This window comes from Hyphomonadaceae bacterium ML37, assembly GCA_027627685.1.
Classification (GTDB): Bacteria; Pseudomonadota; Alphaproteobacteria; order Caulobacterales; family Maricaulaceae; genus Oceanicaulis.
Genome location: CP091241.1, coordinates 1,473,486 through 1,488,512, shown reverse-complemented (window position 1 = coordinate 1,488,512; position 15,027 = coordinate 1,473,486). Strand labels below are relative to the sequence as shown.

Annotated in this window: 15 protein-coding genes; 4 read left to right on the top strand and 11 right to left on the bottom strand. The window is 66.5% G+C overall.

Annotated elements, in window-relative coordinates:
• Position 1: 1 nt before the first annotated feature.
• The 5 genes from L2D01_07330 to L2D01_07310 form a co-directional block, all read right to left on the bottom strand.
• Entirely contained in the window at positions 2 to 664 is a 663-nt protein-coding gene (locus tag L2D01_07330) for an RES family NAD+ phosphorylase (GenBank protein WBQ11588.1), read from the bottom strand.
• A 26-nt stretch (positions 665 to 690) separates the two neighbouring features.
• Positions 691 to 1,080 (bottom strand): MbcA/ParS/Xre antitoxin family protein, encoded by a 390-nt coding sequence (locus L2D01_07325; protein WBQ11587.1) that lies wholly within the window; start codon positions 1,078 to 1,080, stop codon positions 691 to 693.
• 54 nt (positions 1,081 to 1,134) lie between these two features.
• Positions 1,135 to 1,470, bottom strand: a complete 336-nt coding sequence (locus L2D01_07320; protein WBQ11586.1) for a type II toxin-antitoxin system RelE/ParE family toxin — start codon at positions 1,468 to 1,470, stop codon at positions 1,135 to 1,137.
• Entirely contained in the window at positions 1,470 to 1,733 is a 264-nt protein-coding gene (locus L2D01_07315; protein WBQ11585.1) for a type II toxin-antitoxin system ParD family antitoxin, read from the bottom strand. Before L2D01_07315 ends, L2D01_07320 begins: the two co-directional genes overlap by 1 nt.
• 69 nt (positions 1,734 to 1,802) lie before the next feature.
• Positions 1,803 to 3,827, bottom strand: coding sequence for a TonB-dependent receptor (locus tag L2D01_07310; protein WBQ11584.1), 2,025 nt, complete (start codon positions 3,825 to 3,827; stop codon positions 1,803 to 1,805).
• 171 nt (positions 3,828 to 3,998) lie between these two features.
• Between L2D01_07310 and L2D01_07305 the strand changes: the two genes are divergently transcribed.
• The 4 genes from L2D01_07305 (at position 3,999) to L2D01_07290 (ending at position 10,329) form a co-directional block, all read left to right on the top strand.
• Positions 3,999 to 6,629 (top strand): M14 family metallopeptidase, encoded by a 2,631-nt coding sequence (locus tag L2D01_07305; protein ID WBQ11583.1) that lies wholly within the window; start codon positions 3,999 to 4,001, stop codon positions 6,627 to 6,629.
• Positions 6,630 to 6,807: 178 nt separating this feature from the next.
• On the top strand, positions 6,808 to 8,379 hold the full coding sequence (locus L2D01_07300) for a DEAD/DEAH box helicase (GenBank protein ID WBQ11582.1): 1,572 nt from the start codon (positions 6,808 to 6,810) through the stop codon (positions 8,377 to 8,379).
• 98 nt (positions 8,380 to 8,477) lie between these two features.
• Complete coding sequence (locus L2D01_07295) at positions 8,478 to 9,530, top strand: GGDEF domain-containing protein (protein ID WBQ11581.1); 1,053 nt, start codon at positions 8,478 to 8,480, stop codon at positions 9,528 to 9,530.
• Positions 9,531 to 9,603: 73 nt separating this feature from the next.
• The gene (locus tag L2D01_07290; protein ID WBQ11580.1) at positions 9,604 to 10,329 is read left to right on the top strand and encodes a DUF1211 domain-containing protein; all 726 of its coding nucleotides are present in this window, start codon (positions 9,604 to 9,606) and stop codon (positions 10,327 to 10,329) included.
• On the opposite strand, the gene L2D01_07285 is transcribed toward L2D01_07290, so the two are convergent.
• From L2D01_07285 to sufC, 6 genes are all read right to left on the bottom strand, one after another.
• On the bottom strand, positions 10,326 to 10,931 hold the full coding sequence (locus tag L2D01_07285) for a glutathione S-transferase (protein ID WBQ11579.1): 606 nt from the start codon (positions 10,929 to 10,931) through the stop codon (positions 10,326 to 10,328). The genes L2D01_07290 and L2D01_07285 overlap by 4 nt on opposite strands.
• A 73-nt stretch (positions 10,932 to 11,004) precedes the next feature.
• On the bottom strand, positions 11,005 to 11,364 hold the full coding sequence (locus tag L2D01_07280) for an iron-sulfur cluster assembly accessory protein (protein WBQ11578.1): 360 nt from the start codon (positions 11,362 to 11,364) through the stop codon (positions 11,005 to 11,007).
• A 14-nt stretch (positions 11,365 to 11,378) separates the two neighbouring features.
• Positions 11,379 to 11,816 (bottom strand): DUF59 domain-containing protein, encoded by a 438-nt coding sequence (locus tag L2D01_07275; protein ID WBQ11577.1) that lies wholly within the window; start codon positions 11,814 to 11,816, stop codon positions 11,379 to 11,381.
• Between the two features lie 11 nt (positions 11,817 to 11,827).
• Positions 11,828 to 13,069 carry a cysteine desulfurase gene (locus tag L2D01_07270; protein WBQ11576.1) on the bottom strand — a complete coding sequence of 414 codons (1,242 nt, stop codon included), beginning with the start codon at positions 13,067 to 13,069 and terminating at the stop codon, positions 11,828 to 11,830.
• Positions 13,066 to 14,163, bottom strand: coding sequence for a SufD family Fe-S cluster assembly protein (locus L2D01_07265; protein ID WBQ11575.1), 1,098 nt, complete (start codon positions 14,161 to 14,163; stop codon positions 13,066 to 13,068). Before L2D01_07265 ends, L2D01_07270 begins: the two co-directional genes overlap by 4 nt.
• Positions 14,163 to 14,933 (bottom strand): Fe-S cluster assembly ATPase SufC, encoded by a 771-nt coding sequence (sufC, locus tag L2D01_07260; GenBank protein ID WBQ11626.1) that lies wholly within the window; start codon positions 14,931 to 14,933, stop codon positions 14,163 to 14,165. The genes L2D01_07265 and sufC overlap by 1 nt, the downstream gene beginning before the upstream one ends.
• Positions 14,934 to 15,027 lie beyond the last annotated feature (94 nt).

Sequence of the window (15,027 nt, the reverse complement as noted above, 5' to 3'; positions counted from 1 at the left end):
GTCAGACCGCTTTCAGCGTAAACTCCGGCGCGCCGGTCCAGACCAGCGTCCAGCTGGCGCCGGGGCGGACATTCTGGATGATGCCGGGATCGAATGCGACGAAGCAGCGGCCGCCCGGATGGCGCACTGAGGGATATAGCAGGCCGCGATGGCCTTCCCGCCGCAGCGCACCGGCCAGCGTCTGGCCCGCGCGATAGCCGGTCTCCGGGTCCGGGTGCAGCGCCGGATGGCCGGGCTCGCCGTCAAGATCGGGGAAATCCCCGATGAAGTCGGCCAGCAGCTCCACATATCGCGCTTCGCTCTCGAAAACGCCGATATAGCCAAGCTCGCGCGTGCGGTGATAGCCGACCTCGGCCGCCGAGGTCAGGATGGAATAGCTGCAATACCAGGCGCCGCGATCACCCGCGTTGAAACGATTGCCGGAGGCGCGGGTATAGGCGAACGCCGCATTGATATGGCTCTGGCCATAGACCCTGAGATCATGGGCGCGGCGCGCAAACGCCAACTCGCGCCGGTCCAGCGCCGGGCCGCCTTCGCGCTCGGCGACAAGGCGCGCGCTGGTCTCGCCTTCAAGGCTGGCGAGAATTTCGGCTTCTTCGTCGCTATCGACCAGACCGCGCAGCACGGGCGGCTTGTGGCGGGTTTCCGGAATCAGCCGGATCAAGCCCCGATCATTAACCAGCGTGATCTTCAAACGCCGCCCCGCAAAGCGTCCACATAACCGCGCACGCGCAGGATTTTCGGCAAGCCGCCCCGGATCATCGCGTCCACTGGGCGCTGGCCGTCAAACTCCGGTCCGAGATTGGGCAGCTTCACCCATTCCCGCGACAGCGGCGGGTCAAAATAGAGCTCCAGCGATTTGTACAGCCCGGTCAGGGCGCTCAGCCGCAGCATCTGATCACGCGTCAGCTCGCCAGCATAGCCGGGCTTGCGGGCGCGCTTCCACGTGGACTCAGACATGTCCGCGAGCCCGGACGCCTCCCGCCCGGTCAGCGACCAGGCGTCGGCAATCCGGCCAAAGGCCTTGAGCGCAATCGCTTGAACCTCAGCCGGGACCCGCTCTCTGACAGCGCCATCCATGATTAGGCCTCCATATGGCCTTCAGAATAGGGCCATATGGAGGAAATCGCAAGGTCAAGTGGGTATGGATTTGGCCAAACTGGCCAACCGTGCGGGCAAATCTGTTCGTACGTGAATGAAATCCAGGATGATGACCTGCTCAGGACTTGAAACGAAAACGATGTAGTGCTCGCCGCAGCGGGAGAATTTCAGATCTTCGGGCAAGTCGGGATCAATCAAACTACGGCAGTCGCGCGCCTGCGCCTCCCCTTCGGCGATCGCCTGGCAGGCTTCCAGCAGATCGGCTTGATAGGCATCGGCTTGCTTCAGGCCGAACGTCTGGATGGTCCATAGCGCGATATTAATCAGCGATGTCTGCGCGGCCCGCGTCAGCCGCAATGTGAGAGACATCAGGCGCGCGCAATGGCGCGGGCCTGCGCGAACGCCTGGCGTATGGCGTCTGCACCACTGCCCTCGGCCAGTTCGCCTTTGCGCGCTTGGTCCAGAGAGGCAGAGAGCCGGGCACGCAGAGCGCTGAACTCCGCTTCCTCGCGCTCCAGCAGGCGCAATCCCGCGCGCAGCGCCTCTGACGCGTTTTGATAACGGCCAGAGGCTACCAGCTGGTCTACCAGCTCGGACTGCGTCTTGGTCAGAACCACGTTACGCGTCGCCATCATTGCCTCCTCAATTCGACTGGCAATATATGCCAATGCTGCCCGCCTGTCGACTGACGCTGCGCCCCCCTACCCCCGCACCCTCACCCCCACGCTCACCTGTCTCGGTTCGCCGGGGAAGTAGCGGAAGTCGCCGAAGGCGAAGTCGGCGCGTTCGGCGTAGCGGGTATCGAGGGCGTTGCGCAGGGCGGTGAAGAGTTCGACGCCATCGCGCACCTGCCAGCGTGCGCGCAGGTGGAGGAGGTCGTGGCCGCCATAGCGCGCGGTATTGCCGGCGTCGGCGAAATAGCCGCCCACATGCACCCATTCAGCCTCGGCCTCGAAGGCGGCGGACGGCGCCCAGAGCAGGCGCAGATTGCCCAGCCAGTCCGGCGCAGAATCCACGCGCGCGCCGTCGGCGATCACTTCAGACAGATTGGTCAGCGGCCGGTCGAAGGCATAGGTGTGGCGCGCCCAGGTCAGCGCGCCCGACAGGGTGAGTTGATCGGTCAGGTCGAAGCTGGCGTCCAGCTCCACGCCCTGGTGGCGGGTGGCGCCGTCAGTGACGTTGAAGCCGTCGGCGTCGCGAAAGAACACATTGCGCTTCTCCATGGCAAAGCCGGTGAGCTCCACCCGCCCGCGCGCCCAGGTGCGGCGCAGGCCCGCCTCCAGGCTGTCGAGGACTTCAGGCTCGATTCCATCGATCTCCTGACCCGGCTGCAGGCGGTAGAGCTCGTCGGTTTGAGGCGCGCGCACGCCCCGGGCGGCGCGGGCGAACACCTGCCAGCCTTCAGCCGCCTCCCAGACCAGCCCGGCGCTGGGCGCAAACGTGGTGTAGCTGTCGCTGCGATCTGAAGGGCGGAAATAGCGCCCGGTCACGCCGTCGGGCGCGTCGTTGGCGTAATCGTACCGGGTGGTCTCCACCCGCGCGCCCGCCTCCATTCGCAAGTCTTCGGTCAGCGCGTGGCGGGCATGGACAAAGCCGGCCAGCACCGCCGCGTCCACGACGTAATCATAGTGCAGGCCCTGCACGAACGGCCCGACCGTGGGGCGCGACTGGAATTCATAGAGAAAGCCGCGTGACAGCTCGGCGTCGATCCCGGCGGAGAACCGGGTGGCCCCTGTGTCCGCGATGATCTGCGTCTGGGCGCCGAGACTGTGATGCCCGGTGCGCTCCAGCGCCCGCGAAGGCAGGAAGTGCAGCAGAAACTCCATCGTATTGGCGCGCGCATAGATCACGCCCTGCCCCATTACCCCGCCGCCAAACTCATGCTCGCCATGGAGCGCTGCGCGCGCGGCGGTGGCGCGGCGGAAGGCTTCCGGGTTGGGATTGCGCCGGGCGAGCGAGCGGTCACGGAATGACCCCTCGCCCTGCACGAAGGTCGCCGTGTCCTGATCGAGATGGATCAGCGCCGCGCGCAGCGACCAGGCGCTCATCCCCGCATCGCCATCCAGCCGGCCTTGAAGCGCGGCGCGCGCCAGGCCCGCATTGTCGCGCCAGCCCTGTTCGGTGCGCACGGACAATCCGACCACGCCCGCGCCGATTTCATTGGGACCGCCCGCCTGCACGCGCAGGCGCGCCCGGCCATACTGGCCGACTTCAACCTCGGCCAGGCGCGCATCCCGGCGCGGATCGGCGCCGATGACGTTCACAAGGCCGTGAAGGGCGTTGGAGCCGTACTGAGCAGGACCGGGGCCCCGGATCACCTCGATCCGCCCGGCCAGATCATCGGCCGCCTCGAACAATCCGTTCACATTGGCAAAGCCCGCCGCGCGCAGCGGCACACCGTCTTCCAGATAGAGAAAGCTGCCCGCCCCGGCGCCGCCGGTGAGCACAGGCGAGCGGATGGCGGTGAGATGCTCGGCGCCATTGCCGCGGTGAATCATCACGCCGGGCAAGCGGTTGAGCGCTTCGCTGACATGCTGGGCGCCCAGCCGCTCGATCTCGCCCGCCTCCATCACCGCCACGGGCGCGGGGCTGGCCGAGCGCAATTCGCCCGCCCGGCTGGCTGTCACCACGATGACGTCGGAGGGGCGCGGCTCTTGCGTCTCGCCAGCCGCTCCGGCTGCGCCGAGCGCCAGGGCGGCGGCCTTCGCCAGCATCATGACTGCCATATCGATCCCGCTTCTTCGCCGCCCGCCACCCCTCCACACATAGCGCAGCGGCGGCCAAACAAAACCCGCGCCCGGCGCCAGCGTCTTGACCGTTTGCGTTCAGCGCTTACCGTCCGCACCCACATGCTGTGACGCCCGGCCCGGCCGGAGGAATTGGGGAAGTTTCTGATCATGCTGCGCCTGCTCGCCAATGGTATCGCCGTGCGTCTCGCCGTCAGCCTTGTAACTGCGCTCGCCGCCAGCCTCGCGCTGAGCTGCGCCAGCGCCGTGGCGCAGGAGTACGAACCCAAGCCCGTCGAGGCGCTGCTCAATCAGGACATCACCTACGATCCCGGCACGCCGCGCCCGGAACAAATCACCGGCTTCGCCATTGGCGACATCATCTGGACCCCGGCGATGCACAGCGAGTATGCGCGCGCCATAGTGGCCAGTTCAGACCGCATGACCATCGAGACAGTGGGACGCAGCGGGTTCGGGCGTCCGATCCAGCGGGTCATCATCACCTCGCCGCAAAACCATGCGCGCCTCGATGATATCCGCGAGACCCAGCTGGGCCTGATGCGCGCCGGCGCGGACGCCGCGCCGGAGAACCATCCCACGATCATCCAGACCACGTTCGGCGTGCACGGCTCGGAGCCGTCGAGCTACGATTCAGCCGCCCTGCTGCTCTATCACTTCGCCGCCGGCCGGGGCGAGGCAATGGACCGGATGCTGGACGAGACCGTGATCATCCTCGTGATCATGATCAATCCCGACGGCGCGGACCGCTTCGCCAACTGGACCAACATGCACCGCGCCCAAGCGCCGGTCGCTGACCCGCAAAGCCGCGAGCATTATCATGAATGGCCCTGGGGCCGGACCAATCACTACTGGTTCGACCTGAACCGGCAGTGGCTGCCGGTCATGCAGCCTGAAGCGCGGCTTCTGGTGCGCGTGACCCATGAATGGCTGCCCAATATCGCCGCCGACATGCACGAGATGGGATCGAACACGACCTATTTCTTTTCGCCCGGCCCGCTGGACGGCCTGCACCCGCTGCTCAGCCAGGATTCGCTTGAGCTGAACCTCGCCATGAACCGCTTCCTGCGCGACCAGCTGGACGGCGAAGGCCAGCTCTATGTCAGCGAGGAATTGTTCGACGATTTCTATCTGGGCTACGGATCGAGCTATCCCGGCCTGATCGGCTCGGTGCCCTATCTGTTCGAGCAGAGCTCCACGCGCGGCATCCTCATGGACACCGATTTCGGCGTTCAGCGCTACGACGACAAGGTCGGCCAGCAGGCGCGCGCTTTGCTCGCCCTGTACCGCGCCGGCCAGCATCACCGCGCCGATCTGCACGCCCATATGCGCCAGTTCTTCAATGAGAGCCGGCGCCGGGCCGCAGCTGATCCCGTCAGCGCCTGGGTGTTCACCTCCCATGACCGCGCGCGCCTGGCCGATTTCTTCGAAGTGCTTGATACCCACCAGATCGAGGTGCGCGAACTGTCCCAGACCCTGCGCCAGAACGGACGCGTCTATAGCCCCGGCGAGGCCTTCATCATCCCCGTGCGCCAGGACCAGTACCGCATTGTCCAGGGCCTGTTTGAAACCCAGATCGTCGACGACAAGACCGAGTTCTATGATGTGTCCGGCTGGACCCAGCCTCTGGCCTGGGGGCTGGAATATTCCGCCGTGCGCACCGGCCTGTTCGCGCCCACCCTGACGGGCGAGCGGGTCACCCGCATCGAGCGCGCCGCGCCTGAACCTGCCCGCGCGCGCGTCGCCTATGTGATGAGCTGGGACAGCTATTACGCCCCGCGCGCGCTCTACCGCCTGCAGGCCGCCGGCGTGCGCGCCCAGATGGTCCCCGATCCGATCACGGTGGTCACCGATAATGGCGAGGTGGAGGTCGCCCGCGGCGCCATCGTCGTTCCGGTCACACGCCAGCCGATTGATGCTGACGCGTTGCATGCCCTCATGGTGCGCGCCGCACGCGAGGACTACGTCGCGGTCCATGCCGCGCGCACCTCGCACACCACGCGCGGATCGGATCTGGGGGGGTTCGCCCTGTCCGCGCTGACCCGGCCCGACATCCTCCTGGTCACCGGACGCGGCGTGAACGTGAATGACGCGGGCGAGCTGTGGCACCTTATGGACGCCGAAATGCGCATGGCGGTCTCTCAGATCGACGTCACCGAGCTCTCGCGCGCCGATCTCAGCCGCTATAACCGCATCATCCTGCCCCACGGCAGCTATGGCGCCCTGCCCGACAGCATGACGGCGCAGCTGGACGCCTGGGTGCGGGCGGGCGGCGTGCTGATCGCTACGCGCGGCGGCGCGCGCTGGGTGATGGACCGCGAGCTGTCCTCGGCCCGCTTCGCCGAACGCGAGGCTGGCGGCGGCGCGCCGGAGCCGCGCGCCTATGAGGACATGAGCGTCTGGGACACCGAAGAAGACATTGCCGGCGCGATCTTCGGCGCAGAAGTGGATCTGAGCCACCCGCTGGGCTTCGGCCTGCGCGAGCCCGCCCTGGCGGTCCAGCGCATTGGCGAGGACGCGTTTGCGGCGGGCGGCAACCCGTTCGCCCTGCCCCTGCGCTATGCCGGGCCGGACCCGCTGCTCGCCGGCTATGCGTCACAGGCCAATCGCGATGCGCTCGCCGGGCTGGGGGCCGTGCATGCGGAACGGCGCGGATCGGGCGCGGTGATCCTGTTCGCCGACAACCCGGCCTTCCGCGCCTATTTCCGCGGCACTTCACGGGTGTTCATGAACGCGGTCCAGTTCGGCGGCGCCTTCCGCAACCCGAGCCGGCAGGGCGAATAAGTCCCGCTCCATGGCGCCGGAGCCACAGCCGCCCGCGCGCGGCTGTGGCGGGCGGGCGGACACATTGACTCACAATGGCCAGAGCGTATGTTGCGCCGCACGAAATGAGCGCCCTGAAGCGGCGCTGTGAACTGCCCGCCGGACGCCGGCTGGCCAGAGAAAGCGACCCCAGAGGCGTATGACCTTCGAAGAACTCGGGCTCAGCCCCAAGCTGTTGTCGGCTATCGCCGACGCCGGATACACCACGCCGACCCCGATCCAGGCCGGCGCCATTCCCTTTGCCCTGCAAGGGCGTGACGTGCTGGGCATCGCCCAGACCGGGACCGGCAAGACCGCCTCCTTCACCCTGCCGATGATCGAGCGCTTGTCGCGCGGACGCGCGCGCGCGCGCATGCCGCGCTCGCTGATCCTGTGTCCGACGCGCGAGCTCGCCGACCAGGTGGCCGAGAACGTCAAGACCTACGCCAAGAACCACAAGCTCACGATGGCGCTGCTGATCGGGGGCGTCGCCTTCGGCCCGCAGAAGGACATTCTGGACCGCGGCGCCGACATTGTGATCGCGACGCCGGGCCGGATGCTCGACCATGTCGAGCGCGGCGGACTGTTGCTGATGGGCGTGGAAATCCTCGTCATCGACGAGGCCGACCGCATGCTCGACATGGGCTTCATTCCCGATATCGAACGCATCGTCGCCCTGCTGCCGGCGCGGCGCCAGACCCTGTTCTTCTCGGCGACCATGCCCAACGAGATCCAGCGCCTCGTGGCCTCCTTCCTGAACAATCCCGAGCGGGTCGAAGTCTCCCGCCCGGCCCACGCCGCCGACACCATCAAGCAATACGTGGTGCGCGTGGCCGATGATCAGCCCAAGACCAAGCGTGAAGCCCTGCGCAAGGCGATCAACCGGGACGGCGTGAAGAACGGCATCATCTTCTGCAATCGCAAGCGCGATGTGGACACGGTGGCCCGCTCGCTCCAGCGCCACGGCTTCTCGGCCGCGCCGATCCACGGCGATCTCGACCAGTCGCTGCGCACCAAGACGCTGGCCCAGTTCAAATCCGGCGAGTTGCGCCTGCTCGTGGCCTCCGACGTGGCGGCCCGCGGTCTCGACATTCCGGCGGTGAGCCATGTGTTCAACATGGATATTCCGCGCAACGCCGATGACTATGTCCACCGGATCGGCCGTACGGGCCGCGCGGGTTTGCTGGGCGAATCCATCACCATCGTGACGCCCGCCGACCGCAAGGCGCTGGCCGCCGTGACCAAGCTGGTCGGCAGCGAGCCCGAGACGCTGATGCTCGATGGCTCGGACGCGCCGGTGCGCGCCGCCTCGCCGGGTCAGCCGTCTGCAGAGCCGTCCGCCGATGCACCGGCTGCGCATGCGCCGTCCGAAGCGCCCGCTGACCGTCCCGCCGCCCAAGCCGAACACAGCGAAAGCGAAGGCCGGTCCTCGCGCCGCCGCCGCGGCGGACGCCGCTCGGGCGGTGAACGCGGCGGCCGCGACCGGGCTGCCGGCGAACGGGGTGGCAGCGATCGCTCAGAGTCGGACGCTGGCCGCTCCGGCGAAGCCCGCCCTGCGCCCGCCCCTGAGGCCGCTGCACCGGTTATGGCCAAGCCAGAAACCGTGCGCCCTGACAGCGCCCCGCGTCAGCCGCGCCAGGATCGCGGCGCCTATTCCGGCAACGATTCAGACGACGCCCCGGTCGGCTTTGGCGACCACGTGCCCGATTTTCTTTTGCGCAAGGCCATCTGAAAACCGGCGCCGTTTACCCGATATTTCCTTTCCTGCGCATATTCTCCCGTCAAGCAGGCTGCAGAAAGCGGCCAGGCATTCAGTTCGGGGGACGCGGCGTGAGCGGCAGGCTACAAACATCCGAAGGCATTGAGATCGCACGCCGGGCGCTCGACCTTATGGCCGAAAAGAGCGTCGCGCCGACGCCTCAGAACTACGCGCTCTTCACCCATTTCACCGCGGATTCGAACGCCGAGCTGTGCGCCGAAGTGCGCACCGCGCTCGATGCGGGCGGGCCGTTCGAGCCGGCCTTCCTGGAGGAGCTCTACGATCGCCACTTCACCTACAAGCGCATTCAGGATGCGGTGCTAGAGGTCGGCGGCGCGATGAGCCGCGAACTGGGCGCGGTTGTGAAGTCACTGGAAGCAGCCGAGCGCGACACCGCCGCGTATGGCCAGGTGCTGGCCGGCGCCACGGGCGAGCTCGACACGGCCACGGACGCCGCCTCCATGAAGCGCATGATCGAAGGCCTGGTTTCGGCCACCGCCCGCATGCAGCGCCGCTCGCGCGATCTGGAAAAGCGCCTTCTCGAGACCCACCAGGAGGTCAACCTTCTCAAGACCAATCTTGAGAAAGTGCGCGAAGAGTCCATGACCGACGCCCTCACCGGCATCGCCAACCGCAAACGCTTTGACGAATCCATGCGCGCCGCCCGGCGCGAGGCCGACCTCAAGAGCACGCCCATGACGCTGATCATGTGCGATATCGACCATTTCAAGCGCTTCAACGACACCTGGGGCCACCAGACCGGCGACCAGATCATCCGATTCGTGGCGGCCTGCCTGGCGCGCTTCTCCAAGGACTACCATGTGGTGGCGCGCTATGGCGGCGAGGAGTTCGCCATCGTCATGCCGCGCACCGGCATGGACGAGGCCCGCATACTGGCCGAGAAAGTCCGCGCCACGGTGGAAAGCAAGCGCCTGCTGCGCAAATCCACCAATGAGGATCTGGGCAATATCACCATCTCTCTAGGCGTCTCGCAGTACCGCGACGGCGAATCCATCGAAGCCCTGATTGAGCGCTGCGACACCAATCTCTACAAGTCCAAGCAGACAGGCCGCAATCGCTGGACCGCTGACGGCGATGCCTCTAAAGGCGCTGTCGCCGCCTGACCGGAGCGCTCCCAGGCTTTTCAAAGCGCCGCGTTCCGACCATTCTGAGCTCCTGTTGTAATCGGGGCGGGGTATGGCGCGGCGCTATGATCTGACGGGGGATTCCCAGTTCACCTGGCGCGGCGGCGATGTATCGCGCACCGAAAACCTCTCCGACATCGTCTTTGCGCTGGTCCTCGCCCTGGCGGCGGTCGAAATCGTGCCGCGCAGCTTTGACGAGCTCGTCGGGCTGTGGCGCGAGGCGCTGGCGCTGGCGGTCTGCTTCGCGCTGATCATTCTGATCTGGTACACACACCACCATTATTTCCGCCGCTTCGGCTTGCAGGACCGCACGGTCACCGCGCTCAACAGCGTCCTGCTCCTGCTGGTGCTGGCCTATATATTCCCGCTGAAATTCATGGCGGTGTTCGTCATCACCCTGTTCACGGGCGGCTATGAATCCGCGTCAGAGATCGAGGCCGTGCTCAGCCTCGACCAGGTCAAATGGCTGTACCTGATCTATGGGGGGTTCCTGGCGGGCGTGTATCTGGTCTTCGCGGCGCTGCATGCGCATGCCCTGTCACGCGCCATACCCTTGCAACTGAGCCCGCGCGAACGCGCTTTCACGCGCAGCGAGATCGAGTTTGCAGCGGGCGTGGTCCTGCTGACAGCGCTTGTGGTGGCGATGGCCTTCGCCCTGCCCGAGCGCATTGCGCCGTTTTCAGGCGCGCTGTTCGGTCTGACCGGGCTTGTGGGATGGCTGGCCGGCATGCGCGCCGAGGCCAAAGCCCGCAACCTCGAAGACCCAGCGAAACGCTAGGCGCCCGCCGGCGGCGCGGTCTGGATGAAGCTGTCGCGCTCGGCCCAGCGGGCGGCGAACTCAACGAGCTCAGGATGGCGGTCGCGCCAGCCATACTCGGCATAGCGCAAATCCATATAGCCCAGCGCTGCGGCCACAGAGAGCGCGCCGAGATCCACCGAGCGCTCGAACTGGGCCCGTTCCTCGGTCAACGCCGTCATTGTGCGCGCGATGGCGCGCTCCCAGCGTTCGGCCCAGAATGGGTATTGCAGGGCGGCCTCGCGGCCGGTCTCGATGCGCCGGCCCATGATCAGATCCACCAGCCCGTCAGCCAGCGCCTGCTGGCGCAGCACGGAGAAGCGGCTGGCGCCGCGCTGCGGGATCCAGTTTTCGTCTGTGAGCGTGTCGATGAACTCGCAGATCAGCGGGGAATCCATCAACGCCGGGGCGCGGTCGCGCTCCAGCACCGGCACCTTGCCCAGCGGATTGGCCGCCAGCAGGTCCGCCGGATCGTCCAGCGGGGCGCAATGAACCACCTCAATCCGGCTTTCCAGGCTCTTCTCGATGATCAGAGCCCGGCATTTGCGCGCATATGGCGATGTCGGCGAGACATAGAGCTTCACGAGTCACCCCCCAAGGATCAGCGCCGCCACAAAGCCTGCTCAGACCCTTGAGTTCAAGTGCGCGGCGCAGACCTCAGCTGATGGCGCTCGCTGCGGTCAGGGTGACGCTCTCGCCGCAGCCGCAGGCATCGGTCTGGTTGGGATTGCGGAACACGAATTTGGCGTGCAGCGGCGTGATTTCGTAGTCGAGCTGGCACCCCAGAAGGAAGAGCAGCGAGCTGGAATCGACCACGATCTCCACGCCCTTGTCCTCGACCCGCTCGTCCAGCGGCGCGGGCTCGGCGACATAGTCCATGACGTATTCCATGCCCGCGCACCCGCCATTCTTCACGCCGACGCGCAGGAAGCCCTTGCCCTGGCGCGCCATCAGCGATTTGACGCGCTCGGCGGCGGCGTCAGACAGGGTGACAGCTTTGGGGCGGGGGCGGGTCATGGGTCGGTCTCCGGTCACAGCATGTTCAGCGTCAGGCGCGCTTCGTCGGACATCCGCGCCGGCGTCCAGGCCGGATCAAAGGTCAGACTGACATCGGCGCGCGAGACGCCGTCCACGCGCTCGCACGCATCTTTCACCCAGCCGGGCATCTCACCGGCCACCGGGCAGCCCGGCGCGGTCAGGGTCATCTCCACCTTCAGCACGCCGTCGGCCTCAAGATCGACCTGATAGATCAGGCCGAGCTCATAGATATCGGAGGGAATTTCCGGATCATGCACCGATTTGAGCGCCGCGATCACATCGTCTGTGATGCGCGCAATCTCTTCAGGGGGCAGATCGGACTCGGCCGCATTGGTGCGCGCCTGGGCGGGCGCAGCCTCGTCCTGTCCGGCCGCAGCGGCCGGAGCATTGAGATCGATGATATCGCGAGGGGCCGAAACGCCGGTGTCCATGGTCATGATCCCTAGATGAGGAATGTGATCGACTTGCGCAACGCCTCGAGGAAGGCGTCTGCATCTTCTGTCGTGTTGTAAGCAGCAAAACTGGCGCGCACCGTGCCAGTGACGCCATAGCGCTGCATCAGCGGATGGGCGCAATGATGGCCCGCGCGCACCGCCACGCCATACTTGTCCATGATCTGCGCCAGATCATGGGGATGGGCGCCCTCAATGGTGAAGGAGGCGATGGCGCCCTTGTCCTGTGTGCGCCCGAACAGGCGCAGACCCCTGATATCGCTCAGGCCCGCCTCGATCCGGTCCAGCAGGGCGCGCTCGTGCGCCATCACGCCCGCCCGGTCCAGCGCCTGCACCCATTCAATGGCGACGCCAAGCCCGATGACCTCGGCGATCACCGGCGTGCCGGCTTCAAACTTGTGCGGCGGGTCGGCATAGACCACGCCGGTCTCGCTGACCTCGGCGATCATCTCGCCGCCGCCCTGCCAGGGCGCCATCCGCTCCAGCCAGTCGCCCGCTGCATAGAGCACACCCACGCCATTGGGGCCGTACAGCTTGTGGCCGGTGAAGACGTAGAAATCACAGCCGATCTCGCGCACATCCAGCGCCAGGTGAACCGCCGCCTGGGTGCCGTCAAACAGGATCGGCACGCCATGGGCGTGGGCGATGTCCGTCAGGCGCTTGGCCGGGTTTACCGTGCCCAGCACGTTGGACATGTGCACCAAGCTGACAAAGCGCGTGCGCGGCGTGAACAGCGCCTCATAGGCGTCCAGGTCCAGCGCGCCGTCCTCGGTCACCGGAACCCATTTGATCACCACGCCCTTGCGCTCGCGCAGGAAGTGCCACGGCACGATGTTGGAGTGATGCTCCATCTGGGACAGGATGATTTCGTCACCCTCGACCAGCGTCTCGCCGATGGAGGCCGCCACCAGATTGATCGCCTCGGTCGCGCCCTTGGTGAAGACGATCTCCTGCGCCCGCGCCGCGCCCAGGAAGCGCGCGACTTTGGCGCGCGACGCCTCGAACGCCTCGGTGGCCTCATTGGCCAGGGTATGCAGGCCGCGATGCACATTGGCGTAGGAATGGCGCCACACATCGGCCACCGCCTCGATCACCGCTTCGGGCTTTTGGGCCGAGGCCGCATTGTCCAGATACACCAGCGGCTTGCCATTCACCTGACGCGTCAGGATAGGAAATTGCGCCCGCACCGAATGGGGTTCGAACATTGTTTCAATATAGGCGGGCGCCGTCATGACACCGCCTCCAGCGCCGTCTGCAGCTTGCCCAGCAGCGCCTCGCGCACCGCCTCGTCGCTCAGCCGCTCCAGCGGTTCAGCCAGGAAGCTTTGGGTCAGCAGCGCCCGCGCGCGCGGTTCGGACAGGCCCCTCTGGCGCATATAGAACAGCGCCGCCGCATCCATGGCGCCCAGCGCATTGCCGTGGGCGCACACCACGTCGTCGGCGTAAATCTCCAGCTCCGGCTTGGCGTCAATCTCGCTGCGCCCATCGAGCAACAGGCCGCGATGGTTCATCTTCGCGTCGGTCTTCTGGGCCGCGCGCTCCACATGGATCTTGCCTTGGAACACGCCCCGCCCGCCATGGGCCACGGCGCCCTTGAACAATTCGCGCGTGGTCCCGCCCGGGCCGGTATGGCGCACGATGCCGGTCTGATCGAGATGCAGCCCCTCGCCCACCAGATAGGCGCCATTCATCTCCAGCGTGGCGCCCTGCCCGCCATGGCTGATGTTTGTTTCTAGCCGGGCGAGTTTCGCGCCAAAGCCCAGCGTGGTCTGGGCGGCGTGGGCGCGCTGGGACAGATCCATCGTGGTGGTGACCACGATCACGGCGTCCGGCGACGCATCCTGCTCGATGATGCGGGTGAGATGCGCGCGCGGCGAGACGGCATAGTGGATGTAGAGATTGAGCGTGGCGCCCGGCGCCGCGGAGTAGCGTTCGCGCACCACCGCATGCACGCCGTCGCGCGCGCGCACCACGATGGCGCCGTGTCCGGCGCCCGCCGCCACCGAGGCGTCCAGGGTCAGCGTCTCGCCATTGTGCAGGTCAAACACCTGCGCCTGACCGCCCAGCGCCGCGGCCAGGCGCGCCATGATCTGGTCTGGCGCATCCATCAGGGGCCGGCGCGCATCGGGCGCGCGCGAGGCGTCAAGGACCAGCTCGCCTGAATCCGCCGGCAGGCGCGCCAGCGCGGTGCGCAGATCGCTCCACTTCCAGTCCTCCACCCGCCGGTGCGGCAGGCCGCGTCCCTCAAGCTCGGCGCGCAGATCGCCCTCAGGCAGCTGCTGGGCCAGCGCCGCTTCAAAGGCGGAGAGTTTCACAGGGATCGTCATCAGGCGGCGGCTCCGGCGTATTTCTCATAGCCTTCGGCTTCCAGTGCGAGGGCGAGCTCCGCTCCCCCCGTCTCCACGATCCGGCCGGCGGCCATCACATGGACCACGTCGGGTTTGAGGTAATCGAGCAGGCGCTGATAGTGCGTGATCACCAGCATGCCCCGCTCAGGGCTGCGCAGGGCGTTGACGCCCTCGGCCACGACTTTGAGGGCGTCGATATCGAGCCCTGAGTCTGTCTCGTCCAGGATCAGGAATTTGGGCGCCAGCATCAGCGCCTGGAAAATTTCCATGCGCTTCTTCTCGCCGCCGGAAAAACCGACATTCACAGGGCGCTTGAGCATATCGTTGTAAATGCCCAGTTTTGCTGCGTTTTCACGCGCCAACTTGATGAAGTCCGGCGCCTTGATCTCCTCCTCGCCGCGCGCGCGCCGCTGGGCGTTGGCGGCTTCTTTCAGGAAGGTCAGGGTCGGCACGCCGGGGATTTCCACCGGGTATTGAAACGACAGGAACAGGCCGCGCGCGGCGCGCTCTTCGGGCGCCAGCTCGCCAATATCCTCGCCCTCGAACGCCATGGCGCCGTCGGTGATCTCATACCCGTCATGGCCGGCGAGCACATAGGACAGGGTCGATTTCCCGCACCCGTTCGGCCCCATGATCGCGTGCACTTCGCCCGCCGGCACCATCAGGTCCACGCCCTTGAGAATAGCCAGCGCCTCACCCTCTTCCGGGTTGACGCGCGCGTGGAGGTTTTTGATTTCAAGCATGATGATAAGCTTTCAACAGTCTGTTTTTATTGATTTCTGAGGCACTGCGCCGCCACTCTTCCGGCCCTCGAGAGACAGCCAAGCCGCCCCAAAGCGTTTT